22 protein-coding genes and 5 pseudogenes are annotated in these 24,133 nt (G+C 63.8%); 13 read left to right on the top strand and 14 right to left on the bottom strand.

The window, feature by feature from the left end:
- Positions 1 to 93: 93 nt before the first annotated feature.
- The 3 genes from treA to HDG34_RS19950 all read right to left on the bottom strand — a co-directional run bounded on the left by treA (position 94) and on the right by HDG34_RS19950 (position 5,945).
- The gene (gene treA / locus HDG34_RS19960) at positions 94 to 1,902 is read right to left on the bottom strand and encodes an alpha,alpha-trehalase TreA (protein WP_184061819.1); all 1,809 of its coding nucleotides are present in this window, start codon (positions 1,900 to 1,902) and stop codon (positions 94 to 96) included.
- Between the two features lie 353 nt (positions 1,903 to 2,255).
- Positions 2,256 to 3,752: an alkaline phosphatase family protein gene (locus tag HDG34_RS19955; protein ID WP_184061818.1), complete on the bottom strand. Its 1,497-nt coding sequence runs from the start codon at positions 3,750 to 3,752 to the stop codon at positions 2,256 to 2,258.
- A 276-nt stretch (positions 3,753 to 4,028) separates the two neighbouring features.
- On the bottom strand, positions 4,029 to 5,945 hold the full coding sequence (locus HDG34_RS19950; RefSeq protein ID WP_184061817.1) for a potassium transporter Kup: 1,917 nt from the start codon (positions 5,943 to 5,945) through the stop codon (positions 4,029 to 4,031).
- A 404-nt stretch (positions 5,946 to 6,349) separates the two neighbouring features.
- On the opposite strand from HDG34_RS19950, the gene HDG34_RS19945 reads away from it, so the two are divergent.
- The 5 genes from HDG34_RS19945 to HDG34_RS19925 are packed head-to-tail and all read left to right on the top strand — an operon-like array spanning position 6,350 to position 11,671.
- Positions 6,350 to 7,045 carry a TetR/AcrR family transcriptional regulator gene (locus tag HDG34_RS19945; RefSeq protein ID WP_184061816.1) on the top strand — a complete coding sequence of 232 codons (696 nt, stop codon included), beginning with the start codon at positions 6,350 to 6,352 and terminating at the stop codon, positions 7,043 to 7,045.
- Positions 7,042 to 8,007, top strand: a complete 966-nt coding sequence (locus tag HDG34_RS19940) for an HlyD family secretion protein (RefSeq protein ID WP_184061815.1) — start codon at positions 7,042 to 7,044, stop codon at positions 8,005 to 8,007. The genes HDG34_RS19945 and HDG34_RS19940 overlap by 4 nt, the downstream gene beginning before the upstream one ends.
- Positions 8,004 to 8,984: an ABC transporter ATP-binding protein gene (locus HDG34_RS19935; protein ID WP_184061814.1), complete on the top strand. Its 981-nt coding sequence runs from the start codon at positions 8,004 to 8,006 to the stop codon at positions 8,982 to 8,984. Before HDG34_RS19940 ends, HDG34_RS19935 begins: the two co-directional genes overlap by 4 nt.
- 32 nt (positions 8,985 to 9,016) lie before the next feature.
- A complete protein-coding gene (locus tag HDG34_RS19930) occupies positions 9,017 to 10,132 on the top strand; it encodes an ABC transporter permease (protein ID WP_184061813.1) in 1,116 nt (371 codons plus the stop codon).
- Positions 10,133 to 10,144: 12 nt separating this feature from the next.
- Complete coding sequence (locus HDG34_RS19925) at positions 10,145 to 11,671, top strand: efflux transporter outer membrane subunit (RefSeq protein ID WP_184061812.1); 1,527 nt, start codon at positions 10,145 to 10,147, stop codon at positions 11,669 to 11,671.
- 13 nt (positions 11,672 to 11,684) lie between these two features.
- On the opposite strand, the pseudogene HDG34_RS19920 reads toward HDG34_RS19925, so the two are convergent.
- From HDG34_RS19920 to benA, 5 genes and pseudogenes are all read right to left on the bottom strand, one after another.
- Positions 11,685 to 11,933, bottom strand: a pseudogene (locus HDG34_RS19920) (benzoate/H(+) symporter BenE family transporter); the annotation flags it as partial.
- A 48-nt stretch (positions 11,934 to 11,981) separates the two neighbouring features.
- Positions 11,982 to 12,773, bottom strand: coding sequence for a 1,6-dihydroxycyclohexa-2,4-diene-1-carboxylate dehydrogenase (locus HDG34_RS19915; RefSeq protein WP_184061811.1), 792 nt, complete (start codon positions 12,771 to 12,773; stop codon positions 11,982 to 11,984).
- Positions 12,770 to 13,792 (bottom strand): benzoate 1,2-dioxygenase electron transfer component BenC, encoded by a 1,023-nt coding sequence (gene benC / locus HDG34_RS19910; protein ID WP_184061810.1) that lies wholly within the window; start codon positions 13,790 to 13,792, stop codon positions 12,770 to 12,772. Before benC ends, HDG34_RS19915 begins: the two co-directional genes overlap by 4 nt.
- A 25-nt stretch (positions 13,793 to 13,817) precedes the next feature.
- Positions 13,818 to 14,309 carry a benzoate 1,2-dioxygenase small subunit gene (gene benB / locus HDG34_RS19905; protein ID WP_184061809.1) on the bottom strand — a complete coding sequence of 164 codons (492 nt, stop codon included), beginning with the start codon at positions 14,307 to 14,309 and terminating at the stop codon, positions 13,818 to 13,820.
- Positions 14,306 to 15,673 carry a benzoate 1,2-dioxygenase large subunit gene (gene benA, locus HDG34_RS19900; RefSeq protein ID WP_184061808.1) on the bottom strand — a complete coding sequence of 456 codons (1,368 nt, stop codon included), beginning with the start codon at positions 15,671 to 15,673 and terminating at the stop codon, positions 14,306 to 14,308. The genes benB and benA overlap by 4 nt, the downstream gene beginning before the upstream one ends.
- A 458-nt stretch (positions 15,674 to 16,131) precedes the next feature.
- On the opposite strand from benA, the gene HDG34_RS19895 reads away from it, so the two are divergent.
- On the top strand, positions 16,132 to 17,049 hold the full coding sequence (locus HDG34_RS19895; RefSeq protein ID WP_184061807.1) for a LysR family transcriptional regulator: 918 nt from the start codon (positions 16,132 to 16,134) through the stop codon (positions 17,047 to 17,049).
- A gap of 52 nt (positions 17,050 to 17,101) precedes the next feature.
- A pseudogene (locus tag HDG34_RS39300) lies at positions 17,102 to 17,242 on the top strand (histidine/lysine/arginine/ornithine ABC transporter ATP-binding protein); the annotation flags it as partial.
- A gap of 44 nt (positions 17,243 to 17,286) precedes the next feature.
- On the opposite strand, the pseudogene HDG34_RS19885 reads toward HDG34_RS39300, so the two are convergent.
- The 4 genes and pseudogenes from HDG34_RS19885 to HDG34_RS19875 all read right to left on the bottom strand — a co-directional run.
- Positions 17,287 to 17,451: pseudogene (locus tag HDG34_RS19885) on the bottom strand (Rieske (2Fe-2S) protein); the annotation flags it as partial.
- A pseudogene (locus HDG34_RS39295) lies at positions 17,450 to 17,536 on the bottom strand (YciI family protein); the annotation flags it as partial. The pseudogenes HDG34_RS39295 and HDG34_RS19885, both read right to left, overlap by 2 nt.
- A 5-nt stretch (positions 17,537 to 17,541) precedes the next feature.
- Positions 17,542 to 18,414 carry an intradiol ring-cleavage dioxygenase gene (locus HDG34_RS19880; protein ID WP_184061806.1) on the bottom strand — a complete coding sequence of 291 codons (873 nt, stop codon included), beginning with the start codon at positions 18,412 to 18,414 and terminating at the stop codon, positions 17,542 to 17,544.
- A gap of 45 nt (positions 18,415 to 18,459) precedes the next feature.
- A pseudogene (locus tag HDG34_RS19875) lies at positions 18,460 to 18,729 on the bottom strand (maleylacetate reductase); the annotation flags it as partial.
- 208 nt (positions 18,730 to 18,937) lie between these two features.
- Here HDG34_RS19875 and HDG34_RS19865 point away from each other — a divergent pair.
- Positions 18,938 to 19,288: a BON domain-containing protein gene (locus HDG34_RS19865; RefSeq protein ID WP_184061805.1), complete on the top strand. Its 351-nt coding sequence runs from the start codon at positions 18,938 to 18,940 to the stop codon at positions 19,286 to 19,288.
- Positions 19,289 to 19,732: 444 nt separating this feature from the next.
- The gene (locus tag HDG34_RS19860; RefSeq protein WP_221309201.1) at positions 19,733 to 20,020 is read left to right on the top strand and encodes a high-potential iron-sulfur protein; all 288 of its coding nucleotides are present in this window, start codon (positions 19,733 to 19,735) and stop codon (positions 20,018 to 20,020) included.
- Positions 20,021 to 20,335: 315 nt separating this feature from the next.
- On the opposite strand, the gene HDG34_RS19855 is transcribed toward HDG34_RS19860, so the two are convergent.
- Positions 20,336 to 21,121, bottom strand: coding sequence for an IclR family transcriptional regulator (locus tag HDG34_RS19855; RefSeq protein WP_018422624.1), 786 nt, complete (start codon positions 21,119 to 21,121; stop codon positions 20,336 to 20,338).
- Between the two features lie 186 nt (positions 21,122 to 21,307).
- Between HDG34_RS19855 and HDG34_RS19850 the strand changes: the two genes are divergently transcribed.
- From HDG34_RS19850 to HDG34_RS19840, 4 genes are read left to right on the top strand one after another with little or no spacing between them, the layout of a single operon-like run.
- Entirely contained in the window at positions 21,308 to 22,591 is a 1,284-nt protein-coding gene (locus tag HDG34_RS19850; RefSeq protein WP_090811841.1) for an MFS transporter, read from the top strand.
- A gap of 4 nt (positions 22,592 to 22,595) precedes the next feature.
- Positions 22,596 to 23,042, top strand: a complete 447-nt coding sequence (locus tag HDG34_RS19845; RefSeq protein ID WP_090810774.1) for a type II 3-dehydroquinate dehydratase — start codon at positions 22,596 to 22,598, stop codon at positions 23,040 to 23,042.
- A gap of 16 nt (positions 23,043 to 23,058) precedes the next feature.
- Positions 23,059 to 23,259: a hypothetical protein gene (locus HDG34_RS39290; RefSeq protein ID WP_260321243.1), complete on the top strand. Its 201-nt coding sequence runs from the start codon at positions 23,059 to 23,061 to the stop codon at positions 23,257 to 23,259.
- Complete coding sequence (locus HDG34_RS19840; protein ID WP_260321242.1) at positions 23,256 to 23,663, top strand: hypothetical protein; 408 nt, start codon at positions 23,256 to 23,258, stop codon at positions 23,661 to 23,663. Before HDG34_RS39290 ends, HDG34_RS19840 begins: the two co-directional genes overlap by 4 nt.
- A 9-nt stretch (positions 23,664 to 23,672) precedes the next feature.
- On the opposite strand, the gene HDG34_RS19835 is transcribed toward HDG34_RS19840, so the two are convergent.
- Complete coding sequence (locus HDG34_RS19835) at positions 23,673 to 23,945, bottom strand: hypothetical protein (protein ID WP_184061803.1); 273 nt, start codon at positions 23,943 to 23,945, stop codon at positions 23,673 to 23,675.
- Positions 23,946 to 24,133: the final 188 nt, after the last annotated feature.

Here is a 24,133-nt window from a genome sequence, read left to right as displayed (position 1 = left end):
CTTCATCAGTGTGAGTCTGTTCCGTGAGTTGCCTTCTATAACGTCCTCAGCTACGCCAACGATGACCACCGAGCTGAATAAATCAGCGCTTCCCTAGTGGCCCGCGGGCGACGTGCTGTGCGACGTCTGCGGCGCGGCCGCCGCCGATGCCGCCGCATCCGACACGCCCACCGCGCCGCCCGGCAGATCGGCCGGCTTCGTCGAACTCACCGCATCCGGATAGAGCTGCATCAGCACGCGCAGCACGCCATTGGTCCAGCCAAAGCCGTCCTGCAGCGGATACTCGCCGCCCCCCGCCGACTTGCCGCTCGCGTCGACGTCGTACTTCTCGACCAGCTTGCCGGTGCGCTGGTAGTACGCGACGTCGGTGCGGATCCAGCGCGTCGCGATATCGCGCGCGAGCTCCGGCTCGCTATAGCGGCGCAGCCCGATCACCGCGAGGTACTGCAGCGGCGCCCAGCCGTTCGGTTCGTCCCACTGCTGGCCGGTGTTGGTCCGCGTCGTCGCGAGACCGCCCGGACGCAGCAGATCGCGCCGGATCGTCTGCGCCACTTCGCGCGCGTCGTTGCGTGTTGCGACGCCGGCGTAAAGCGGGTACACCGTCGCGGCGGTAAGCCGGTGCGTGAGCGTGCGGTGCACGAAGTCGTAGTCGCCGAAAGCGTGCAGTTGCGGATCCCACAGCACCCGGCGGATCGCATCGGCGCGCACCCGGGCGCGTAGTTCGAGATTCTCGGCGTGGCCTGCATCGCCGGTCACACGGTAGGCTTTCGCGAGCGTGCGTTCGAGGTCCACCATCAGGCAGTTCAGGTCCACCGGCACTAGCGAGGTCACGTCGATGCTCGCGAGCGTCCTGCCGTCGGCGAACCAGCGCGAGCTGAAGTCCCAGCCGGTTTCGCCGCCCGCGCGCAGGTTGCGCCACAAATCCTGCGCATCGCGTTGCGGCATCCGCTGCGCCGTCATCACATCCTCGCGGTACGACTCGTCGCGCGGCGCCGCGCGCTCGTCCCAGTAGCGATTGAGCAGCGTGCCGTCGGCGAGGCGCACGAGATGGTGGGCCGCGTTGCCCGGCGCGAGATGGTCGCTGCCGGCCATCCAGTACGCGTATTCACGGCGCAGCTCGGGCAGATAGCGGGCGTAGACCTGATCGCCCTCCTTGCGCGCGACGAGCTGCACCATCTGCGCGAAGAACGGCGGCTGCGACCGGCTCAGGTAATACGTGCGATTGCCGTTGGGGATGTGGCCATAGCGGTCGATCAACGTCGAGAAATTGTTCAGCGCGTCGTCGACGAGCGCGTGCTGGCCGCTCGCGTCGAGCCCCAGCAGGATGAAGTACGAATCCCAGTAGTAGATCTCGTCGAAGCGGTCGCCCGGCACGATGTACGGCGACGGCAGCGGCAACAGCGACGAGTACGGGCTCGCGCTCGCGTCCGGTTCGCGACGCAGCACGTTCCACAGCGTATCGATGTGCGCGGTGACGCTCTCGTCAGGATCGGACGCGTAGCGCTTCGGCGCGCGCGGGGGCAGCGTGAAGCGCTGTTCGACAAATTGTTTCAGGTCGAAGCGCGGCTGAGCACGCTGGCTGTCGTAGTCGGCGATGACCTGGGCCGGCGGCTCGCCTGGCGACATATCGGCGAACGTCTTGCTGTCCGGGTAAAGATGCGCGAGTTCGACGTCGCGATACAGCTCGCCGTATAGCTCGGACGGCGGCGTCGGCACGACCGGCGACGGCTGCGCGTGATCCGTGTTTTCGACGTGCCGGTCCGCGGCGCTGTTGGCGGTATTCGCGGCGGCGGCCGATGCGGGCAGCGTAACGGCCGGCGCGGCCGGCGGGGTCTGGGCGACCGTCGGCGCGGATTGCGCAATGACGCTGGTGCTTGCGGCGAGCGCCAGCGCGGCGGCCACGGAGGCCACAATGCGGCGGTATGGCCGCTCGCGGGAACACCAAACGGGAAGATCGTAACGAAATGGCATCGGCGGACCCGTTGAGGACGACGCGGTGACGTCGACGTAGGCGGCCCGCCGCGCGCGCCGATGAGATGCTGCACGCTGCCGCGGGGCTTCGAGACGGTCCCGCCAGCAAGTGCGGGGCCCGCTTCGCAAAACGATGTCGCGCGCAAGCGTTTCTCACCAAACTGCGCTCAAGGCATGAGCCTTCATCAGGCCGTGCATCCCGCCGTGCGCGCTGCCATTCAGAATCCAGCGCGGCCCGGTCCGGCGCCGGCTTGCGGCCCGCTCATTTTAAGCGGAAACCCAGCTTAGCCTCCGGTCCGGAATCCTAGTGACGCCGCCTTCGCGCGCAGATCCGCGAAGCGGTCCGCCGTCGGGTTGATCGCCAGCTTTTGCGACTGATCGATCGCCGCTACGGAGCTTGAGGGCGAAGGTGCCGCCGCCCCCAGACACGTCCCGCCGAACGGCCCTTGGGCGACCGTGAACGCGGGAGCGTCGGTGCGCGGCGCGTCGTCGAGATCGAGCGCGTAGGCGAGATTGAACGTCGCCGGATCGCTGCCGCGCACGCCAAGCGGCTGTAAGCCGAAGCGCCATTGCAGCAGCGCGTGAATCGAGCTGGGGTCGAACGGATAGCGCGTGATCGAGTTCGCGCGCACGCGCGGGCCAAGCAGCGCGAGCGGCACGCGAAAGCCGAGCTTGCCGTCGTTGCCGAGTGTGAGCTCGCCGTTGCTGATCGGCCTGGTGGGCGGCACCACGTGCTCGAGAAAGCCGCCCCATTCGTCGTAGACGACGATCATCAGCGTGCGGCTCCACGTCGGGCTCGTGCGCAGCGCCTCGTAGACCTGCGCGAGAAACGCCTCGCCGTCGCGGATATCGGCATGCGGATGATCGTCGGCGGAAACACCTTCCAGCTCGCCCGCGAAGGATGGATCGACCATGCAGAACGGCGGCAGCGTCCCGGCCGCGGCATTCACGAGGAAATCCGCAAACGGGCGCGAAATGCCCAGATAACGCGTGCCATAAAGCGCCGTGAACGGCACGTCGTGGTAGTAGTAACGACAGTCGATATTGCCGTCGCTCAGCTTGTCCCAGATCGTGGCGAGCGACGAAGTGTCGGTGCTGTCGTCGAGCCGATCCGTTGCGCCGCTATGCAGATAGACGCGATTGGGAAAGGTGCTGGTCAGGATGCCGCTGAAGTAGAAGTCGCCGATCGTATAACTGCTCGCCACGGCGTTGAAAAATTGAAGATCGGCCGACGTGTAGTAGCCGATAGGCAGCAGGTCGCCCGGGATCAGGCTCGTGCCCGGCGTGAGCAGCCAGCCATTCATCGCACCCGATGCCAGTTGCGTGCGCGCCCCCGAGAAGCTGTGATTAGGGTCCTGGTAGGCGCACGCCTGATAGCCGTACGCGGCATTCGCCGCGAGGGAAAACGGCGTTTGCGTCGCGCCGAACGCGTCTTTGAAGTGCTGGTTCGCGGGCATGCCCTCGGCCCCCGGCACCCAGCCGAGGAAATGGTCGAAGGAACGATTTTCCATCGTGACCAGCACGATGAAGTCGATGCCCGAACTGGCCGGCGCGGGCAACGCCGGGCGCGGCAGGCTGTAGCGGTCGGCGGCGTTGGGCGATGGAGTGTCGGTAATCGAGGACGCCGGTTCGCTGGCGCTCCCGCCGCCCGGTTGGCCGTCTCCGCCCAATCCACCGCCGCCTCCGCAACCCGATAGCGCAACGCTGCCGGCCACCGCGGCCACGCCCGCAAGAAAGCGGCGGCGGTCGTGTCCGTGATTCTGGTGAGTCTCGTCGCCCATGACACGTCTCCTCGTTGGATGCGGCGCGGGCATCCGACCATGCCAGCCTGCCGCGAAGCAAAACGCGCGCGCCGATTCGAGCGGCGGGTTGGTGGTGGGCAGCAAGTTTCGAACCCGAGGTATCCGAGGGCCGTTGCGAAGCGGCGCTCAACGGTAGCATAGGACAAGGGCGATTCGCCTCCGCCTCGCGTGCTGACTACGCAGGCGCGGCGGTTACGGGGCCGAGGAGTATCGAAGCAGGCCGGCCGCTGCTCCGCGCTTGCTGAACGGCGCGCTCTAGATCTCCACGCGCGCGCCGACTTCGATCACGCGATTGGCCGGTAGTTTGAAGAACGCCGCGATATTGCCCACGTTGTGCAGCATCACCGCGAAAAGCCGCTCGCGCCATAGCGCCATGCCATGGCCGCGTTTGGGCACCACGGCCGCGCGGCTCAGGAACCACGATGTGTCGTCCAGGTTGAAGGCCAGTTCCGGCGATTTGTAGGCGGCCAGCGTGCGCGGCAAGTCCACTTCGTCCTTGAATCCGTACTTCACCGTTGCGTGCCAGCAACCCGTGCACAGCGGCCTGATCTGCACGCGCTCGGTTTCGGCCACCCACGGCACGTTCTTCGTTATTACGCTCAGGAAAACCGTGCGCTCATGCAGCACACGGTTGTGCCGCAGGTTGTTGACGAGCGCGTGCGGCACCGCTTCGGCGTCCGGCGTCAGGAAGATCGCCGTGCCGCCCACGCGCGTCGGCGAACTTTCGAGCAGCGCAGCGAGGTACGGCTTGAGCGGCGTCTTTCCCGCCCGCACGCGCGCTTCGGCCAGCATCATTTCCCAGCCGCGTCCCCACGTCGCCATCACCGTGAACACAATCGCGCCGATCACGAGCGGGAACCAGCCGCCATCGACGATCTTGAGCAGATTAGCCGAGAAGAACAGCGCGTCGATCACGAAGAAGAACGCGGTGGACAGCAGGCACAGCAGCCAGTTGTAGCGCCACGCGTAACGCACGACGAAGAACGTCAGGAACGTGGTGATGAGCATCGTGCCGGTCACGGCGATGCCATACGCGGACCCGAGCGCCGTGGACGAGCGGAAGCCCAACACCGCCGCAACCACGGCGATCAACAGGATCCAGTTGATGCCGGGCACGTAGATTTGCCCGATCTCGCGCTCCGACGTATGCACGACGTTCATGCGCGGCAGGAAGGAAAGCTGCATGGCCTGCATCGTCATCGAATAGGTGCCCGAAATAACGGCCTGCGAGGCGATCACGGTGGCGATCGTCGCCAGCACGATCATCGGCACGATGGCCCACTCCGGGAACAGGCGGTAGAACGGGTTTTGCACCGCGCCGGGATTCGCCAGCAGCAGCGCGCCCTGGCCCAGATAGTTGAGCGCGAGCGCGGGAAAAACGACGCCGAACCAGGTGAGGCGGATGGGTCGCTTGCCGAAATGGCCCATGTCGGCGTAGAGCGCCTCGGCGCCCGTCAGCGAGAGCACCACCGCGCCGAGCGCGACGAACGCGAGCCAGCGGTGATGCATGACGAAGCCGAGCCCTTCCAGCGGATTGAGCGCATACAGCACGACCGGCGCGGACATGATGTTCGCGACGCCCGCCACGCCGATCACGACGAACCAGAGCACCATCACGGGCCCGAACACGGCGCCGATGCCGCCCGTGCCGTGCTTTTGCGTGACGAACAGGATGATGAGCGCGGCGAGCGTCACTGGAATCACATAGGTCTTGAGCCCGGGCTCGACGACTTCGAGCCCTTCCACGGCGCTCAGCACGGAAATGGCCGGCGTGATCACGCTATCGCCGAAGAACAGCGCCGCGCCCATCACGCCCACCACGAGGAGGCCGCGACGCAAACGCGGCCGCGACGCGATCGACGACGCCGCGAGCGCGAGCAGCGCCATGATGCCGCCTTCGCCATGATTATTCGCCCGCAGGATCAGTACGACGTACTTGAGCGAAACGACGATCATCAGCGACCAGAAGATCAGCGAGACGATGCCGACGATATTGAAAGCATTGAGCGTGAGACCGTTGCTGGGATCGAACACGGTGGCGAGCGTATAGAGCGGGCTCGTGCCGATGTCGCCATAGACCACGCCGAGCGCGGCCAGCGCGAGCGCTGGCAGAGCCGGCGACGCTTCGCCGTGGCCTTCCTTCGCCGGCGCGGCGGATGCGGAATGTGCCATGTCTGCCTCCTCATACGAATCGCGCGTGAGCCGTGATGGCCGCGCCGCGGGTTCGCTTCGATTCTTTCGTTTCGTTGATGTGAATTCGTTTGGGTCGTACGGGCTGGATCGTGCCGGGTGTGCGCTAGAGAAAGTATAGAAATTTCCGGCGAAAATGCGCTTCGCGCGGGGATGCCAGCTGCCGTCCATTGTCAGCTTAACGTCAGTCGGAACGGCGAAAGCGAAGCTACCCAGGCAGTGACGTCGCGCGTTTCCTGACGCGGATCAACGAGAGAATAAAGGTCGCCCGCCGCCAGGGGTTTCCCCTCCTTCGCCATACCGGAAAATATCCTAGTATCAATGAGTTAAAACTAACTAACTCATCAATTAGTCTGGTGTCCATGCCGCAACCCACCCGTTCCCGAATGGGTCGTCGTCCTCATCCGCAGGACTTCGACGCACGCGAACATCTGCTCGATGTCGCGGTGGCGCTGTTCGCCGAGCGCGGTATCGCCAACACGACGCTTGCGCAGATCGCGGCGGCGAGCGGCGTGACGTCCGCGATGGTGCACTACTGGTTCCAGACGCGCGAAAAGCTGCTCGACGCGTTGTTCGAGGAAAGGCTCGTCGCCGCGTTCGGCGCGATCTGGGACCCGGTCGATCCCGAACACGACGAACCGCTCGCGCTGACGCAAGGCATCGTCAAGCGCATGTTCGATGTCACCGAAACCATGCCGTGGCTGCCTTCGCTCTGGCTGCGCGAGATCGTCAACGAAGGCGGTTTGCTGCGCGAGCGCGCGTTTGCGCGCATCCCCGTGCAAAAGCTCGCCGCGTTCGGTCAGAACATCGCGCGTGGCTGCGCGTCGGGTCAGTTGAACGCCCAGCTCGAACCGTTGCTGCTGTTCAACTCGGTGCTCGCTCTGGTGATGCTGCCGCAGGCAACCGCGAGGATCTGGCAGCGCCTGAATCCGCGCACCTCGTTCGATCGCGCGACGCTCGAACGCCATGTCGTCGCGCTGCTCGCGCAGGGCATGAGCGCAACCACGGCGGTCGAGACCAACGCCAAGGCCGCAACCGGGGCGACGTCCACCGCACGCCGCGCGAAGGGCAAGCCGTCATGATCGTGTTCGCCAGCTCATCCCGACGTGCCGCGTTGCTCGCGCTGTGCATCGCGTGCGCAAGCTGTTCGCGACCACCGGCGAACACGTGGCAAGGCTATGTGGAAGGCGAGTTCCTGTACCTCGCGTCTTCGCAGGCGGGACAGTTGACCGAGCTCGCGGTCTCGCGCGGGCAGACCGTCGCGCAGAACACGCCGCTCTTCGCGCTCGAAGCGCAGAACGAAACCGACGCCGTCGCGCAGGCGGCCGAGCAACTGCGCTCGGCCCGCGCCCAGCTTGCCGACCTTGGAACCGGCAAGCGTCCGCCGGAAATCGCTGTGACGCGCGCGCAACTCGTGCAGGCCGAAGCCGATGCGACGCGCGCCGCGACGCAGTTCCGCCGCGACCAACAGCAATTCGGCGCGGGCGGCATCGCGCAAAGCCAGCTCGACGACTCGCGCGCGACCGCGTTGTCGAGCGCCGCGCACGTGCGTGAGTTGCAAAGCCAGCTGGCCGTCGCGCGTCTGCCTGGGCGGATCGAACAGATCCGCGCGCAGCAGGCGCAGGTCGACGCGGCGCAGGCCCAGCTCGGCCAGGCCCAATGGAAGCTCGATCAGAAAAGCGTGCACGCGCCGCACGCCGGCCTCGTGTTCGACACGATGTATCGCAGCGGCGAATGGGTGCCGGCTGGCAGCCCCGTCGTGCGCATGCTGCCGCCGGAGAACGTCAAGGTGCGCTTTTTCGTGCCCCAGGGTGTGGTCGGTTCGCTCGCGCCGGGCCGTCGCGTATCGATTCATTGCGACGGTTGCGCGGCCGATGTGCCGGCCGTGCTCAGCTTCATTTCGGACCAGGCGGAGTACACGCCGCCGGTGATCTTCAGCAACGAAAGCCGCGCGAAACTCGTGTTCATGGTCGAAGCCCGACCTCAGAGCGCCGATGCGCCGAAGCTGCGGCCCGGCCAGCCCGTCACGGTCACGCTGCAATGAGTGCGCCCGCGCCCTCCGGCAATGCCAGCGACCCCGTGTACGCGATCGACGTGCAGGGGCTGAACAAGCATTTCGGCACCAAGCACGTGGTCAACGATGTCACGATGCGCGTGCAGCGCGGCGAGATTTTCGGCTTTCTCGGCCCCAACGGCAGCGGCAAGACCACCTGCATCCGCATGATGTGCGGACTGCTGACGCCCGACTCCGGCAGCGGCACGTGTCTCGGCTACGACATCGTGCGGGACAGCGCGCAGATCAAGCGGCGCACCGGTTATATGACGCAGCGCTTCTCCTATTGGGAAGATCTGACGATCCGCGAAAACCTCGACTTCGTCGCGCGCATCTACGAGATGAAGAACCGCCGCGAGGCGGTCGATCGCGCGCTCGAACAGCTTGGCCTTCAAAGCCGTGCGAAGCAGTTGGCCGGCGCACTGTCGGGCGGATGGAAGCAGCGTCTCGCGCTGGCCGCGTGCATGCTCCATGAGCCGGAACTGCTGCTGCTCGACGAACCGACCGCAGGTGTCGACCCGAGCGCGCGCCGCGACTTCTGGGAAGAGTTGCATCGCCTCGCGGCGCGCGGCATCTCGGTGCTCGTCAGCACGCACTATATGGACGAAGCGGAACGCTGCCACAAGCTCGCTTATATCGCCTACGGCAAGCTGCTCGCGCAGGGCACCTCGAAACAGGTCATCGATTCGCAAGGGCTCGTGACGTGGGCCGTGTACGGCCAGAATCTCGTCGAGCTCGGCGACCGGCTGCGCCGCTCGCCCGGCGTCGAGCAGACGGTGGCGTTCGGTTCGTCGCTGCACGTGAGCGGTCCGGACACGCCCGAACTCCACGCCACGATCGACCAGCTGGCTCATTCGGACCCGGCGTTGCGGATCGAACCACAGGAAACCGGCCTCGAGGACGTGTTCATCTTCATGATGAACCGCTCTACCGACAATTACGCCACCCCTTCGGGCAAAGCACCGTGAATTCTGCGCGCCGACTTCCACGCTTTTCGCTGATGCGTTGGTGGAGCGTCGTGCGCAAGGAGTTTTTGCAACTGAAGCGCGACCGCATCACGTTTGCGATGATGATCGTGCTGCCGATCATGCAGATGGCGCTGTTCGGCTTCGCGATCAATACCGACCCCAAGCATCTGCCGACCGCCGTCATCGCCGCCGATCACAGCGAGTTCACGCGCAGTTTCCTGATGGCGATGCGCAACTCCGATTACTTCGACATCGTATCGACGCTGCCCGACGAAGAATCCGGTCGCCGCGCGCTCGCGCAGGGCAAGGTGCTGTTCGTGCTGAATATCCCCGTCGGTTTCACGCGCGATCTGGCCAAGGGCGCGCGGCCATCGCTGCTCGTCGAAGCCGACGCGACGGACCCCACCGCGGTGGGCACCGCGCTCGGCGCGCTGCCGTCGATCGCGCAGTCGGTGTTGCAGAAGGACCTCACGGGTCCGCTGTCGACGCTCGCGGTCGGCCCGGCCGCTTTCGACGTTCAGTTGCACCGGCTCTACAACCCCGAAAGCCTGACCCAGTACAACGTGGTGCCCGGCCTGATGGGGGTGATCCTGACGATGACGATGGTGATGATGACGGGCCTCGCGATCACGCGTGAACGCGAGCGCGGCACGATGGAAAATCTGCTCGCCACACCGGTACTGCCGCTCGAAGTGATGACCGGCAAGATCGTGCCTTACGTAGCGATCGGCCTGGTGCAGGTCAGCATCATTCTCGCGGCGGCGCGCTTCGTGTTCAAAGTGCCGTTCGAAGGCAGTCTGATCGCGCTGTATCTGTCCGCTCTATTGTTCGTTGCGGCCAATCTGACGATCGGCATTACGCTGTCGTCGCTCGCGCAGAACCAGTTGCAGGCCATGCAACTGACGATGTTCTATTTTCTGCCCAACATCCTGCTGTCGGGTTTCATGTTTCCGTTCGCGGGCATGCCGAAGTGGGCGCAGTACATCGGCAACCTGTTGCCGCTCACCTACTTCAACCGGCTGGTGCGCGGCATTCTGCTCAAGGGCGTCGGTTGGGCCGACATGTGGCCGCATGTATGGCCGCTGCTGATCTTTCTGTTCGTCGTCATGGGTATCGCCGTGAAGTTCTATCGGCGCACGCTCGATTGAGGAAGGCCTGAAATGTGTTCCGCTCCTGGCTTTCGTGACGCGGTTTTTCATCGCGCGGCTTGTTGGTCCCAGCGTTGCGCCATGCGCCGGCTGGCCGGCTTCTGCGCAAGCGCGGCATTGTGCGCGTGCAGCGTCGGCCCGGATTTCCATCGACCCGAGGTGACCAGCGTGTCGAGCTATACCGCCGCGCCGCTTGCGGCGAGCACCGTCGCAGCCGATGGTCCCGGCGGCGCCGCCCAACACTTCGTGCCGACCGAGGTGCCCGGCGACGGCTGGTGGCGCGCTTTCGGCTCGCCGGCGCTGGACTCGCTCGTGCAACAGGCGCTCGACGATAGCCCGACCCTCGCGCAAGCCCGCGCGAAACTCGACGAAGCGCAGCAGGACTACCGCGCGCAGGCGGGCGGCACGCTATGGCCGCAAGTCGATGCGAACCTGTCGACCACGCGCGAGAAGATCGATCCCGAGGCGCTCGGCTTCGGTCAGCTGACGCAGGGCCGCGCGTTTGCGCCGTTCACGCTGTACAGCGCACAGGTCACGGTGTCGTACACGCTCGATCTGTTCGGCGCGAATCGCCGCGCGCTCGAAGCGGTGGCCGCGCAGGTCGACTATCAGCAATATGAACTCGAAGCCGCGCGTTTGACGGTCGCGGGCAACGTCGTGACGGCGGCGATCCGGCGCGCATCGCTCGCGCGGCAGATCGCCCTCACCGAAGCGCTGCTCGCCAACCAGATGCAGCAACTCGATATCGCCGAACGCCGCTATGGCGCGGGCGGCATCTCCGAGGTCGATCTGCTGAGCCAGCGCACGCTCGTGCAGCAAACCCGCGCGACGTTACCGCCATTGCGCACGCAGCTTGCGCAGACCGATCATCAACTCGCGATCTATCTGGGACGCGCGCCGGCGGAATTGGCCACCACCCACGACCTCGCCGCGCTCGACCTGGATACGCTCGTGCTACCGGCGGACCTGCCGCTGACCTTGCCGTCGACGCTCGCGCGGCAGCGGCCCGACATTCGCGCGTCCGAGGCGCTGCTGCATCAGGCGAGCGCGAACATCGGCGTCGCGACCGCGAACCTGTATCCGCGCATCACGCTGTCGGGCAGCGCGGCGACCGAACGCGTCAACGTGTCCGATCTGCTGACGGGCTTCAACGTGTGGAATTTCGGTGCGGGTCTCACGCAGCCGCTGTTCCACGGCGGTGAACTGCTGGCGCGCAAGCGCTCGTCGGAGGCGGCCTGGCAAGCGGCGCTCGCCGTCTACAAGCAAACCGTGCTGCAGGGACTGCAACAGGTCGCCGACGCGCTGCGCGCGCTCGATCAGGACGCGATTGCATTACAGGCACTCGACGCCGCGCAGCGCAGCGCGCAACACAGCGCAGGGATCGCCAGCCAGCGGTATGCGGCGGGCGGCATCAGTCAATTGACACTGCTCGATACGCAGCGTCAGGAATTGCAGACCGGACTCGATCGCACCAAAGCCGCCGCGCAGCGTTATGCCGATACCGCCGCGCTCTATCAGGCGCTCGGGGCGCGGCCTTGAGTCGATCGGTTGGTCATCGGTTTGCAGGCGTCTCGCGCCGCACCTTGTTCAGCACGAGGTACGCGAACGAGCCGATCACGATGCCCCAGAACGCGGAGCCGAGCCCGAGGAACGTCATACCGGATGCGGTCGCGAGAAACGTGATGACGGAGGCCTCGCGATGGTCTTCGTCCTGGATCGCGCCCATCACGTTCGACGTGATCGCACCGATCAACGCGAGGCCCGCCAGAATCGCGACGAACTCCTTCGGCAGCAGTATGAAGGACGATCGCCGCGCGGCCTATCGGCATTGTTCAGCGGCCGCCGCTCGCTAGCCCTGATCGCCGCCGCCGACCGGCAGCACGGTGCCGGTGATATACGACGCGTCATCGGAAGCGAGGAACAGGATCGCGCCGACCTGTTCGTCGATCGTGCCGTAGCGATGCATCAGGCTCGACGCGATCGTCTGATCGACGATGCCCTGATACCACGTCGCTTCCTGCTCGCTTTGCGGTGCCGTATTGCGCGGCACGCGGCGCGGCGGCGCTTCGGTGCCGCCGGTCGCGACCGCGTTGATGCGGATGCCGTGTTCGGCATGCTCGAACGCGAGGCTCGCGGTCAGCGCGTTGACGCCGCCCTTCGACGCCGCATACGGCACGCGATAGATACTGCGCGTCGCAATCGACGACACATTGACGATTGCCCCGCTCGCGCGCTTCAGCATCGCGGGCAACACCGCGTGGCAGCACCACAGTGTCGGGAACAGCGAACGCCGCACCTCGGCCTCGATCTGCTCTGCTTCATATTCCTCGTACGGCTTCGCCCAGATCGTGCCGCCGACGTTGTTGACGAGCGCGTCGATGCGGCCGAACGCCTCGATCGCGAAGGCCGTCATCGCGGCCGCGCCCGCATAGGTTTCGAGGTCGGCGATGAACGCGCGCGCTTCGCCACCTGCGCACGTGATCTCTTCGGCCACCTCGTGCACGATCGGCGAACGATCGACCAGCACCAAAGCCGCGCCCTCGCGCGCCGCGCGCAACGCGACGCCACGGCCGATGCCCTGGCCCGCGCCGGTCACGACGAGCACCTTGCCCTTGAAGCGATCGGTAAAGGTCGAAGTCATGCTACGTTGCTCGCCGAGAATTTTTCGTAGTAGAAGTTCGCGGGCTCGACGCTGCTGTCGCGCAGCCAGCCCTGCACCGCTTCGACCATCGCGACCGGGCCGCACAGGTAGACGTCGACGTCGCCGTCGTTCAGCCATTCGCTATCCACATGCGCGGTTACGTAGCCCTTGCGCTCGTGGCTGCTCGCGGAATCGACGACACAGGTGCGATAGCTGAAATTCGGCAGCGAGCGCTGCGCCTCTTCGATCTGTTCGAGCGCGACCAGATCGATGTCGTTGGTCACGCCGTACACGAGGCGCACCGGCTGCAGGTTGCCGCTCACCTTCAGCACGTCGAGCATCGACAGAAACGGTGCGATGCCGGTGCCGCCCGCGAGGAACAGCACCGGACGCTGCGGATCGCGCAGATAGAAGCTGCCATACGGACCCGTGAAGCCGATCTGCTGACCAGGCTGCGCATCGTTGCTCAGAAAGCCGCTCATCTTGCCGTCCGGCACGTTGCGCACGACGAACGCCGCGCGCGTCGCGCCCGGCGCCGAGCTGAACGAGTACGACCGGCTCTCGCCGCTCGCGCCCGGAATCTCGACGTTCACGTATTGGCCCGCGAGAAAGCTCGGCGCGCTCGCGCCGTCGATATCGATCGAGAAATGGATCGTCGAATCCGACAGCCGTTCGACCGCCGAGAGCGTGCCTTCGAAACGCGACACCCCGGTCTTGCACGCCGCCGACGACGCCTGCACGCGAATCACCAGATCCGAGCGCGGCCGCGTCTGGCACGCGAGGATATAGCCCTGACTCGCTTCCTCGGAGGTCAACGCATCTTCGACGTAGCTCGACTCGGGCATGTCGTACGCACCCGATTCGCACAGCCCCCGACAGGTTCCGCACGCGCCTTCACGGCAATCGAGCGGAATGTTGATCTTCTGCCGGTAAGCGGCATCCGACAGCGTTTCGTTCTCACGGCAGCTGATGAAGCGCGTGACGCCGTCTTCGAACTGAAGTGCGATAGTGTGTTCCATGGCCTGTCTCCTGCAACCGCACCGGCTAGATGTGGTAGATATCGATGACCTGATTGATGTAGTCGTTCTTCAGCACGACGTACTTGCTCAGGATTTGCGGCTGCGCGCCGTTGAAGTCGATCACGTAGCGCGACATGCCGAAGTAGCTGTAGTTCGTCCTGTAGCGATGGCTCAGCGTGTGCCAGTTGAAGCGCACCGTGTACACGCCGTTGTCCGCGCTCTCCACTTCGACGTTGGCCACGTTGTGGCTCGTGCGCGTGTCGGGCATCGTCGCGCTCGAACGCTCGGTCTTGATGCGGAACACGCGGTCTTCGAGGCCCTGGCGGTTCGGATAGTAGATCAGCGAAATCTCGCGCTGCGGATCGGTGACGAGCTTGTCCTCGTCGTCCCACGACGGCATCCAGAACGACGCGTCCGGGTGATAGCAGGCGAGCCACTCGTCCCATTGCTCGTCGTCGAGCAGGCGGCTTTCGCGGAACAGGAAAGCCTGAATATCGGTGATGGCGATGTTGCTCATGCGCGGCTCCCCGGCGCATTCAGCGCCTTTTTCATCGTGTCGATCCAGTAGCGGTGCTGCACCGTGTAGAGGCCCTCGTCCTCGGTCTTCACACCGCTCATCACCGGGTTGAGGCCGATCTTTTGCGCGGCTTCGTCCGCGCCGTCGATCCAGTGCTTCGAACCGCGGCACATGTCGTTCCATTCGACCGCGCGGCCCGCGTAGCCCAACTGGCAGGCGCGGAATTCCTCGAGGTCGTCGGGGGTGGCCATGCCGCTGACGTTGAAAAAGTCCTCGTATTGACGGATGCGGCGCGAGCGCGCTTCGTCGGACTCGCCCTTCGGCGCGATGCAGTAGATCGTCACCTCGGTCCTGTTGACCGACAGCGGCCGCAGCACGCGAATCTGCGAGCCGAACTGGTCCATCAGATACACGTTCGGGTAGAGGCACAGGTTGCGCGAGTTCTGGATCATCCAGTCCGCGCGCTCGGCGCCGCAGCGCGCGGCGAATTCCTCGCGGCGGCTGAAGTTCGGACGGTCTTCGGGATTCGCCCAGCGCGTCCACAGCAGCATGTGACCGTGCTCGAACGCGTAGAAGCCGCCGCCCTGACGGCCCCAGCTGCCGGCATCCATCGCGCGGATCTTGTCTTCGCGCGCGTTCTCTTCCTTGCGATGATTGGTCGTTGCCGCATAGTTCCAGTGCACGGCCGACACGTGATAACCGTCCGCGCCGTTTTCGGCGGTCAGCTTCCAGTTGCCTTCGTACGTATAGGTCGACGAGCCGCGCAGCACTTCGAGACCGTCTTCCGACTGGTCGACGATCATGTCGATGATGCGCGCGGCCTCGCCGAGGAACGTTTCGAGCGGCGGCACGTCATCGCTGAGGCTGCCGAACAGGAAGCCGCGATAGTTGCCGAAGCGCGCGAGCTTCTTCAGGTCGTGCGAGCCTTCCTTGTTGAAGCAGTCGGGATAGCCGGCCTCCGCGGGGTCCTTGACCTTCAGCAGCTTGCCGCTGTTGTTGAAGGTCCAGCCGTGGAACGGGCACGTATAGGTCGCCTTGTTGCCGCGCTTGTGGCGGCACAGCATCGCGCCGCGATGCGTGCACGAGTTGATGAACGCGTTCAGCTCGCCCTGACGATTGCGTGCGATCACGACCGGCTGACGGCCCATGTAGGTCGTGAAGTAATCGTTGTTGTTCGGAATCTGGCTTTCGTGGGCCAGGTAAATCCAGTTGCCCTCGAAAATGTGCTGCATTTCGAGTTCGAACAGACGCTCGTCGGTAAACGCGCTGCGATGCAGGCGGTAATCGCCGCGCTCGCGGTCTTCCACGAGAAAGTCGTCGATGTTCTTCAGTTGTGGAGTGTGATCCGGGTAGATCGGAATCATGCCTGTCTCCTGATTCGGACTGTTGGTATGCGTGCGACGCACGCGTATAGGGAGCGGCCTGCCTGCCGGGAGGCCGGTGGCCGGTTGGTCTTTCACGTCGGGGAGCGGAGGCGGTGCGCCTCCGTATGGCGTCAGGCCGTGGCGCGCAAGCGCTCGACCTTCGGCACGGGAGGCGGGACCTGGTGCCTGAGGGAATCGGTGGACAACCCTTTTATCGGGGCTGCGATATCAGCATGTCTCATTGCTGCTCCTGAACTCTTTCTAGGTCTTGGATCCCATGCGCGAGGATTTGCCTGCGCCGTCTCCAGGGGCCGACCGACGCTTCAGACCGGGCCGAGTTATCGATGCTCGGCAGGTATAATTTTGTGGGGCGTCTACGGTAACTGAAGGATAGGTCCGCGCCATTTGCATCGTCCAACACTGATTTGGTATCGCGACGATACTTAAAAGGTATTTCTATGGAACTGCGCCATCTGCGCTACTTCGTGGCCGTCGCCGAGGAATGCAATGTCACCAAGGCCGCCAAACGTCTGCATATTGCGCAGCCGCCGCTGAGCCGGCAGATCCAGCAGCTCGAAGACATCCTTGGCGTGCAGCTGTTCGAGCGCAACTCGCGGCCGCTGAAGCTGACCGAGGCGGGCCGCTTCTTCTATTCGCACGCCGTGCAACTGCTCGCGCAAACCACGGAAATCGAGGCGATGACGCGGCGCGTCGGCAAGATCGAGCGCAGTTTGTCGGTGGGCTTCGTCGGCTCGACGCTGTACGGCATGCTGCCGAAAATCATCCGGCGCTTTCGTACCGAGAACAGCACCGTCGAGCTGAGCCTGCACGAGATGTCGACGATGGATCAGATCAAGGCGCTCAAGGAAGGCCGCATCGACGTGGGCTTCGGCCGCATCCGTCACGAAGACCCGAGCATCCGGCGCGTCGTGCTGCGCGAAGAACGGATGATCGTCGCGCTGCCGCTCGGCCATCCGCTGATCGCCGCGAAGCCGGTGCTGTCGCTGCACGACCTGACCGGCGAAACGTTGATCATTTTCCCGAAGGCGCCACGTCCCAGTTACGCGGACCAGGTGCTCGCCGCGTTTCACGATCGCGGTCTGAAGCCGCAGCGGCTCTACGAGACCCGCGAATTGCAGATCGCGCTCGGCCTCGTCGGCGCGGGCGAAGGCATCTCGATCGTGCCGGCGAGCGTGTACGGCTTGCAGCGCGGCGACGTCGCCTACAAGGACCTCGACGATCAGAACCTCGTGTCGCCGATCATCATGAGCATGCGCATGCTCGACGAATCGGCCGACATCCAGCGCATGCTCGAACTGATCTATGCGCTGTACGACGAAGAGCAGATGACGTATCTGCCGCCTGCGCATCAATAGCGCGGAATACCCGGTTCGCGGCCGGACGTCCAGACAGCCATCTGACCAAGGTGGGCTTGCCGGCCGCAACGTGTCGAATCATGTCGTGTTCCTGCAGCGGGGCAAGATCGAGGAGCAAGGCGATCCGCATGAGGTGCTGACGAATCCGCATAGCGAGCGGTTGCATCAGTTTTTGGCGGGGCGGTTGAAGTAGTTGCGATGGGACACAGCGAGTCGTCCGTCGCCGGCGAGCGTCGACTACGGGTTCAACACAACCCATGCGTTCCCGTCGACCGCGATCTTCACCGCATCGAGGCTCGCCCCCGCGCACGGTCCCTCGATACAGCGTCCATCTTCGAAGCGGAACAGCGCGCTGTGATGCGCGCACATCAACACCTGCGCGCGATAGCACAGCACCTCGCCACGTCCGATGCACCGGACGCACCCGTTCGCGCACTTCGCGCATGCCGGGCTTGTCGGTCGCGAAGACCGCGAAAAAACGTGCCATCGTCATCAACTCCGATCGAGGACGAAGTCGTAGCGCGCTTCGCGGAACGGTCCATCGAAACCGAAGCGGCGCGCGAGTTCGTGATCCGCGGAGCACTCGCGATAGTCGACCATCAGCGAGGGCTTCACGCCGAACACCGCGTCCGAATCCAGATACGGATCCTCGCGATCGAACACATGCGTGACCAGTGTCCGATACCCCGGCGCATCTATCATGAAGTGCAGATGCGCGGGTCGCCACGGATGCCGTCCAGTCGCTTCGAGCATGCGGCCGACCGGGCCGTCGGTCGGAATCGGATAGCTGACCGGCACGATCGTCGAAATCGCGTAGCGGCCTTCGGCGTCGGTGCGAAAACGTCCACGCAGATTGCCGTGCGGCTGCTCGGTGTCCTGCCCCGAGTACATGCCGTTATCGGCGGTCTGCCAGACGTCGAGCACCGCGTTGGCAAGCGGCTCACCGTCCGTCGAGAGCACGCGCCCATGCACGAGTGCGGGCGTGCCCGGCGTGAACGCGATGTTCTCGCCGTACGCGCGCTCGGGCATGCCGCGAATATAGAACGGACCGAATACGGTGGTGTCGGTCGCGCCCGTCGCGAGACGGTGATTGATCGCGTCGACGAGCATCGATACGCCGAGCGTATCCGACAACAGGATGAATTCCTGACGCACGAGGTCATCGCACATCTTGCCGGTGTCGGTCAGAAAGCGAATGGCCGACATCCATTCGGCCTCGGTCGGCTCGACTTCACGCACGAACGCATGCATGTGCCGCACGAGGCTTTGCATCAGTGTGCGCAGCCGTTCGTCGGGCGTGCCCGCGAAGCTTGCTACCACCTGCTCGGTCAGGGCCTGCTCGGCCTCTTTGCTGTCTGTCGACATGTCTTCCTCCATCGATTGTTCTGGCGGCGCTGCGTTGGCCAATGCTCAGGCGGGTTCAGCGCCCTGCCACGCACGTTGCAGCGGCGCGCGGATCGCGTCGCGCGCCACGGGACGCGGGTCCGCATACGGATTCTTGCACGCGAGATCGGCCGCTTCGTCGAGTCCCTGCTCGGGCATGCCGATCTGCGCGAGCGCCATCGGAATGCCGAGCGCGCGTGCGACGCGCGCAAGCGCATCGGGCGCGGCGCTGTGGGTGTAGTGTGCCGTATGCGGCAGGTTAAACGTACCGCTCAACGTATGACACAGCTTGTGATGGTAAGTGAATGCTGTTTCGCTGCTAATCGCTGAATCTGTCAATCCGTCACGCTGGATCGTGCAGGTACATGGCTAGCCTGAAAGGCCTGGTTTCGTATCAGCATGGCCCATGCCGTCCGTGCATTCTTTGCCGCGAGCGCCACGGCAGCGATGTTTTTGTGTCGACGTTTGAATGTACGAATGAACGGATTTGGGTGTCATAACCGACATGCGAAACGCGCCATACATCAAAGGCCGGTTGCTGATCGTCGCGATGTTCGCGTTGCCCGCGTTCGTGTTCACCAACGGCTGTAAGTCGACGGCGACGGCGACACCGTCCGCGACCGCGCCGGGGGCAGTCGCCACTGACGACGCTACGCTCGCCCGCCGGGTGAAGCAGGCGCTTGTCGCGGACCCCGCGCTACGATCGTTACCGATGAGCGTGGCAACGTATCGAGGCGTCGTGCAGTTGTCGGGATACGTGGATTCAGAGGCACAGATTCTGGAAGCACTTGCGGTGACCCACGGCGTGCCGGGGGTGCAATCCGTGAGCAACGATCTGCACCTCAAGCCGCAATGACATGCGTTCGCCGGTAGACGGATGACACGAGAGTAACGCGGCACAGCGCACTCAAGCGAGCGCGGTCTCACAGCCGAAAACTCGGCGCGAGACCCAGGGCCGCTTCTGGAGTTCTCCGGACTTCGCTTTGGTCCGGTTCACAACGATAGCGGGCCGCGCAAGGTCATCTTCATATCCCGCTCCTCGTACCGATCAGCTTCTGCGTCACATCCAGTTCCACGATCGATCCTCCGTGACTCGGTCTTGTCTCGGCTTTCAATATATCGCAAGTGATATTTCACCCAACAGGCCGGCTGCGAAACTGGTGTTCGACAATCGACAGGTATGCTGATTGCTCATGTTATGACGAGGCGGTTTGCGATTGACCGGTTCACCGTCACTTTGCCACCGTCTGATTGGGTCTCGAAAGGAGTTTCGATCGTGTCGCTCTCTCGCCGTCATTTCATGATACTTGCCGCATCCGTTGCCTCAACGACGGTTCTCTCGACAAAGTCAAACGCGGACGCGCCGGTGCTGTCCGAAAACGATCCGACCGCACTGGCCCTCGGATACAAGATGGACGCATCGAAGGTCGACAAGGCGAAATTCCCTCGGTACCAGACAGGGCAGACCTGCGCCAATTGCCAACTGTATCAAGGCAAACCCGGTTCCACGAATGGGCCGTGTCCGACCTACGGGGGCAAGCTGGTCGACGCAAAAGGGTGGTGTAACGCCTACGTGAAAAAGGCGTAATTTACACGCCGTCGTTGTGCTTCATCGTAGCTCGCGCCGATAGCCGCGTTCCAGTGCGCCGTTATGACAAGGAATAACAAGCTAGCCTCCGTTCAGCACCATCTCACCTGGTCATATCCAACAGGATCGACCGTCTAGTCCGGCCACTTGCGGGTTTTGGGGCGAAGCCCGAGTGTGATGGCAGCATGGCGCCCGACCGTTAGTTGCGCATCCGACAGGAAGACGTTCGGTCATCTGCGCCAACGTATCGGAGGCCGCAGTTCGGCGCGAAGCGGACGAAGTTCGCCGGTCGGATGGCTTTACACTTGTGTCTCGTCATCCCTTGCCGAGCGGCGGCCGACTCGGGAATCCCGCCATATTGCTTAGCTGGGCCAGTTCATTCGCCGCCTCGCGCAGCAGCATCGAGTACTCGTGAATCTTCTCGGTCGTCAGCCGCACCCGCGGACCGGCCAAACTGATGACGCCGACGCAACGCGAGCCGCTCACCACGGGCACCGCCACCGCTGACATGCGCGGGGCAAACACCTCGTCGATCATCGCGTAGCCACGCACGCGCGCAGCGTGCAGGAAGCCCAGCAGCGCCTTGAGCGTCGTCGGCGCATTGGGTCCAAACTCATTGGGCTGTCCAAAACCCTGCTTCAAAACCAGTGCCGCCGCCTGTTCGTCAGTCATTGTCATCAGCCATGCGTGTCCGGTCGACGTGCATGAAAGTCGTGCTGCCTGGCCCATGTCAGGATCGTAGCGAAAGCCGATGCGCTGTCCGTCCGCCTTTCCCACCCAGATGATTGCTTCGCCGTCCACCAACGACAGCCGCGCCAGTTCACCTGTCTGCGCAGCGACGCGTTCGATGATCGGCTGGGCGATATCCGCGATGCCCGTCAGGCTCAGGAATTCCAGCCCGTTCGACGTCATACGCATTGTCAGAATGTAGCGGCTGTGATCGACCAGTTGCCTGACATAGCCGCCTTCGATGAGCTCGGCGAGCACGCGGTGGCACGTGCTGCGGGGCAGGGACAAAGCGTCGGCAATCGCCAGAAGACCCGCGCCTTCGGCTTGCGTCGCCAGGAAATCAAGAATTCTCAGGCCGTTTTTGAGCGACATTTCGCGTGATTTTCATTATGTGCAATGCAGTTCCGGTGCGGAACGCCTCGCTTTCCGAGCGCAAACAATAGCACTTGTTCGTCGCCAGAACGAACGGTTCGACATATGAGGAATTCAGGAGACAACATGTCATTTTTTGCTGATTCAGGCCTTGCCGCGGAACAACAGTCCGCGCAGGCTCACTTGATGGCGCGTCGGGCGGTGGCAGGCGCAACCGTCGGAACGGCGCTCGAATGGTTCGACTTCGCGCTGTATGGTGTGGTCGCGGCCACGATCTTTCCAAAGCTGTTTTTCCCATCGCTGGACCCGACCGCCTCGTTGCTCGCGTCGTTGGCTAGTTTCTGGGCAGGGCTGGCCGCACGCCCGCTAGGCGCGGTGATCTGCGGGATGCTCGGGGACCGTTGGGGACGCCGCAAACTGATGCTTATCACCGTGTCGGTAATGGGAGCTTCATCGTTCCTGATGGGGCTGTTGCCCACTTACCACCAGGTTGGCATCTTCGCGCCGACGTTGCTGGTGACACTGCGCATCATCCAGGGATTCGCGCTTGGCGGCGAGTCGACGGGCGCGCAACTGATGGCGGTCGAGCATGCGTCTGCTAACCGACGCGGTTGGTATTCGGGCCTGCTTGGCATCTGCTCGCCACTCAGCCAGATTCTCGCCAACTTCTCGCTCTTTACACTGGCCGCGTTGCTTTCATCAGACGACTTCGACTCCTGGGGATGGCGAGTCCCGTTCCTCGCAAGCTTTGTGCTGGTGCTGCTGGGCATCTACATCCGCAGGAAGGTTAGCGAGACACCCGCCTTCGAGGCGCTCAGGAAGAGTGGCTCGCCCACACGCGCCGCCAATCCGCTAGGCACCGTTTTCAAATATCACTGGCGCACCGCGCTTCGCCTGACGCTGTTCTTCTGTGGCCCGGCCGCACTGTTTTATCTGATCGTGGTTTTCTCGCTCAGCTATCTGACGAAACACCTCGGCGTACCCAAGCAGACCGGTTTCATGCTGCTGATGGTTGCGAATGTCTGTGCCATCGCGGGAGCGCTGGCGGGCGGTTATCTGAGCGATCGGATCGGACGCAAACGTGCGCTGATGATCGGCTCGTTCTGCACGCTGATCTGCTGCCTGATCTACTTTCCGATTCTCAACCAGAACTCGATCGCCATGACGATGGCCGTGATGGGCGCCTTCCTCGGCTTCACACAGTTCCAGAGCGGCATCCAGCCGGTGTGGTTCGCCGAGTCGTTTCCGACCGATGCGCGCTACACGGGGTCCGCACTGTCGTACTCGGGAGCGAACCTGCTTACCGGCGGCCCGATGCCAATCGTCGCCGTGGCGCTGCTCAATGCCTTTAACGGTTCCCCTTGGGCCATCGTAGCGGTCTGCGGCTCGCTGAACCTGATCTCCTTCCTGATGATCGCAATATCCCGGGAAACCAAGGACACGGCCCTGGAACGCTCTTCTACACACTGACACCATGACTCGCAAACTCTACATCCTCAATGGCTCCAACCTGAACATGCTGGGCGCGCGGGAGCCTCATCTTTATGGCAGCACTACGCTAAAGGACATCGAACAGAACTGCCTCGCGCTGGCCGACGCCCTCGAGTTCGACTGCGTATTCCGACAAACGAACAGCGAAAGCGAGTTGATCGACTGGATCCAGGAAGCATTCTTGCAGGACGCCGCGCTGATCATCAATCCAGCCGGCTTTTCATTCGGTCGGATTCCGGTGCTCGACGCAGTCAAGCTCATCCGCCGACCAGTAGTGGAATTGCATATCACCAACATCCACCGACGCTCGGAGGAATATCGTCACTCGACGATTTCGGTGGCGGCTACCGCGGTAATTTGCGGGGCTGGCGCAAACGGATACTTGCTGGCAATCCGCGCGATTGACGATCTGTGGGGCAACCAGACCTGAGCCGGCTCCTCTATTCATGAAGCACGCGGGCTCCTCGATGGAGCTCGAGTTCGGCTGGGGTGTCTTCTACGCAGTGGTGGTTGCCACGTTCGCCTTCCTCATGTTCTTGCGCGAGCGGCGCGTGAATCGCGCGATCGACTCCGAACTGATAGGGCTCGACATCAAGAGCTGGCTGATGTCGGCGTGCGTCAGCGCGGCGCTGTTGCTGGCGTTTTGATTGCATGGCTGCTCGAACGAATCGGGCACGGCCACCCGACACCGTACATCGACCCCGGCGTGCTCGCACTACTGACGCTCGTCCTGATCCCGATGCCGATCGGAACCGTGATCGGCGCGGTCAAGGAAGTGTTGCTGATCACGCCGCCGGATCTGGAGCGCGGGCTGCGCGACCTGATGCAACAACTGACCGCCGACTACGGCTTCGTCAAGCACTCGCACTACGCGACGCGCGTCGGCCGCGGCCTGTTCGTCGAGGTGCATATCGTGTTGCCCGAGGCGATGGAGCACGCCGGCGTCCGCCATCTCGACCAGATCCGCGACAGGATCTCGCGCGCAATCGGCGAATCGGGCCCGGACCGCTGGCTGACGGTGGCGTCCACGCGCGACCCGCGCTGGTTGTAACTTTCGCGACTAGTCCCCGAACGGGTTGTTGGTGTCCTTCACTTCGGTACGGAGGTTGTATTCCGCACGCATGGCCTTGAGTACGCCCTCGATGTCGCGCTCGAAGCCGATAGCGTTACCGAAGTGGGCCATATTCCAGTTGCAGCCTGTCTTGTCAGCCTCTTGCAATTGCGGCCGCGGCACGCGAATCTTCACGCCATCCTCGACGATTTCCTGCAGTCGATGGAGTCGCCGACTGACCTCCTGCTGAAGCTGCGAGGCATTAAGCGTCTTGCGTATCATCCAGGTCTCCTCCCGGTTGCTCGAGCCAGTCTAACGCAAGTGATGCGTTTCGCGACCTGGCGCTGAAATGCGAAGCGCCAGAGAGAAAGCAGGCGTATCGGTTCGTGGGGGTGCGTCAGCCAGCGCCGACGCGCGAAAGTCTGGCGGCTTTAGACGACGTTGGTTGTGCGTCGCACCACACATTCGTT

It is taken from the genome of Paraburkholderia sp. HC6.4b (genome assembly GCF_014200875.1).
In the GTDB taxonomy this organism is placed as follows: Bacteria; Pseudomonadota; Gammaproteobacteria; order Burkholderiales; family Burkholderiaceae; genus Paraburkholderia; species Paraburkholderia tuberum.
Note: the sequence above shows the minus strand (reverse complement) of the source record. Positions and strands in the feature narration are given on the sequence as shown.

Bases quoted from the DNA above. Each gene is read 5' to 3' on its own strand.
- HDG34_RS19955 (WP_184061818.1), bottom strand. From the start codon at position 3,752: ATGGGCGACGAGACTCACCAGAATCACGGACACGACCGCCGCCGCTTT.
- HDG34_RS19950 (WP_184061817.1), bottom strand. From the start codon at position 5,945: ATGGCACATTCCGCATCCGCCGCGCCGGCGAAGGAAGGCCACGGCGAA.
- HDG34_RS19945 (WP_184061816.1), top strand. From the start codon at position 6,350: ATGGGTCGTCGTCCTCATCCGCAGGACTTCGACGCACGCGAACATCTG.
- HDG34_RS19940 (WP_184061815.1), top strand. From the start codon at position 7,042: ATGATCGTGTTCGCCAGCTCATCCCGACGTGCCGCGTTGCTCGCGCTG.
- HDG34_RS19935 (WP_184061814.1), top strand. From the start codon at position 8,004: ATGAGTGCGCCCGCGCCCTCCGGCAATGCCAGCGACCCCGTGTACGCG.
- HDG34_RS19930 (WP_184061813.1), top strand. From the start codon at position 9,017: ATGCGTTGGTGGAGCGTCGTGCGCAAGGAGTTTTTGCAACTGAAGCGC.
- HDG34_RS19925 (WP_184061812.1), top strand. From the start codon at position 10,145: ATGTGTTCCGCTCCTGGCTTTCGTGACGCGGTTTTTCATCGCGCGGCT.
- HDG34_RS19915 (WP_184061811.1), bottom strand. From the start codon at position 12,773: ATGACTTCGACCTTTACCGATCGCTTCAAGGGCAAGGTGCTCGTCGTG.
- benC (WP_184061810.1), bottom strand. From the start codon at position 13,792: ATGGAACACACTATCGCACTTCAGTTCGAAGACGGCGTCACGCGCTTC.
- benB (WP_184061809.1), bottom strand. From the start codon at position 14,309: ATGAGCAACATCGCCATCACCGATATTCAGGCTTTCCTGTTCCGCGAA.
- benA (WP_184061808.1), bottom strand. From the start codon at position 15,673: ATGATTCCGATCTACCCGGATCACACTCCACAACTGAAGAACATCGAC.
- HDG34_RS19895 (WP_184061807.1), top strand. From the start codon at position 16,132: ATGGAACTGCGCCATCTGCGCTACTTCGTGGCCGTCGCCGAGGAATGC.
- HDG34_RS19880 (WP_184061806.1), bottom strand. From the start codon at position 18,414: ATGTCGACAGACAGCAAAGAGGCCGAGCAGGCCCTGACCGAGCAGGTG.
- HDG34_RS19865 (WP_184061805.1), top strand. From the start codon at position 18,938: ATGCGAAACGCGCCATACATCAAAGGCCGGTTGCTGATCGTCGCGATG.
- HDG34_RS19860 (WP_221309201.1), top strand. From the start codon at position 19,733: ATGATACTTGCCGCATCCGTTGCCTCAACGACGGTTCTCTCGACAAAG.
- HDG34_RS19855 (WP_018422624.1), bottom strand. From the start codon at position 21,121: ATGTCGCTCAAAAACGGCCTGAGAATTCTTGATTTCCTGGCGACGCAA.
- HDG34_RS19850 (WP_090811841.1), top strand. From the start codon at position 21,308: ATGGCGCGTCGGGCGGTGGCAGGCGCAACCGTCGGAACGGCGCTCGAA.
- HDG34_RS19845 (WP_090810774.1), top strand. From the start codon at position 22,596: ATGACTCGCAAACTCTACATCCTCAATGGCTCCAACCTGAACATGCTG.
- HDG34_RS39290 (WP_260321243.1), top strand. From the start codon at position 23,059: ATGAAGCACGCGGGCTCCTCGATGGAGCTCGAGTTCGGCTGGGGTGTC.
- HDG34_RS19835 (WP_184061803.1), bottom strand. From the start codon at position 23,945: ATGATACGCAAGACGCTTAATGCCTCGCAGCTTCAGCAGGAGGTCAGT.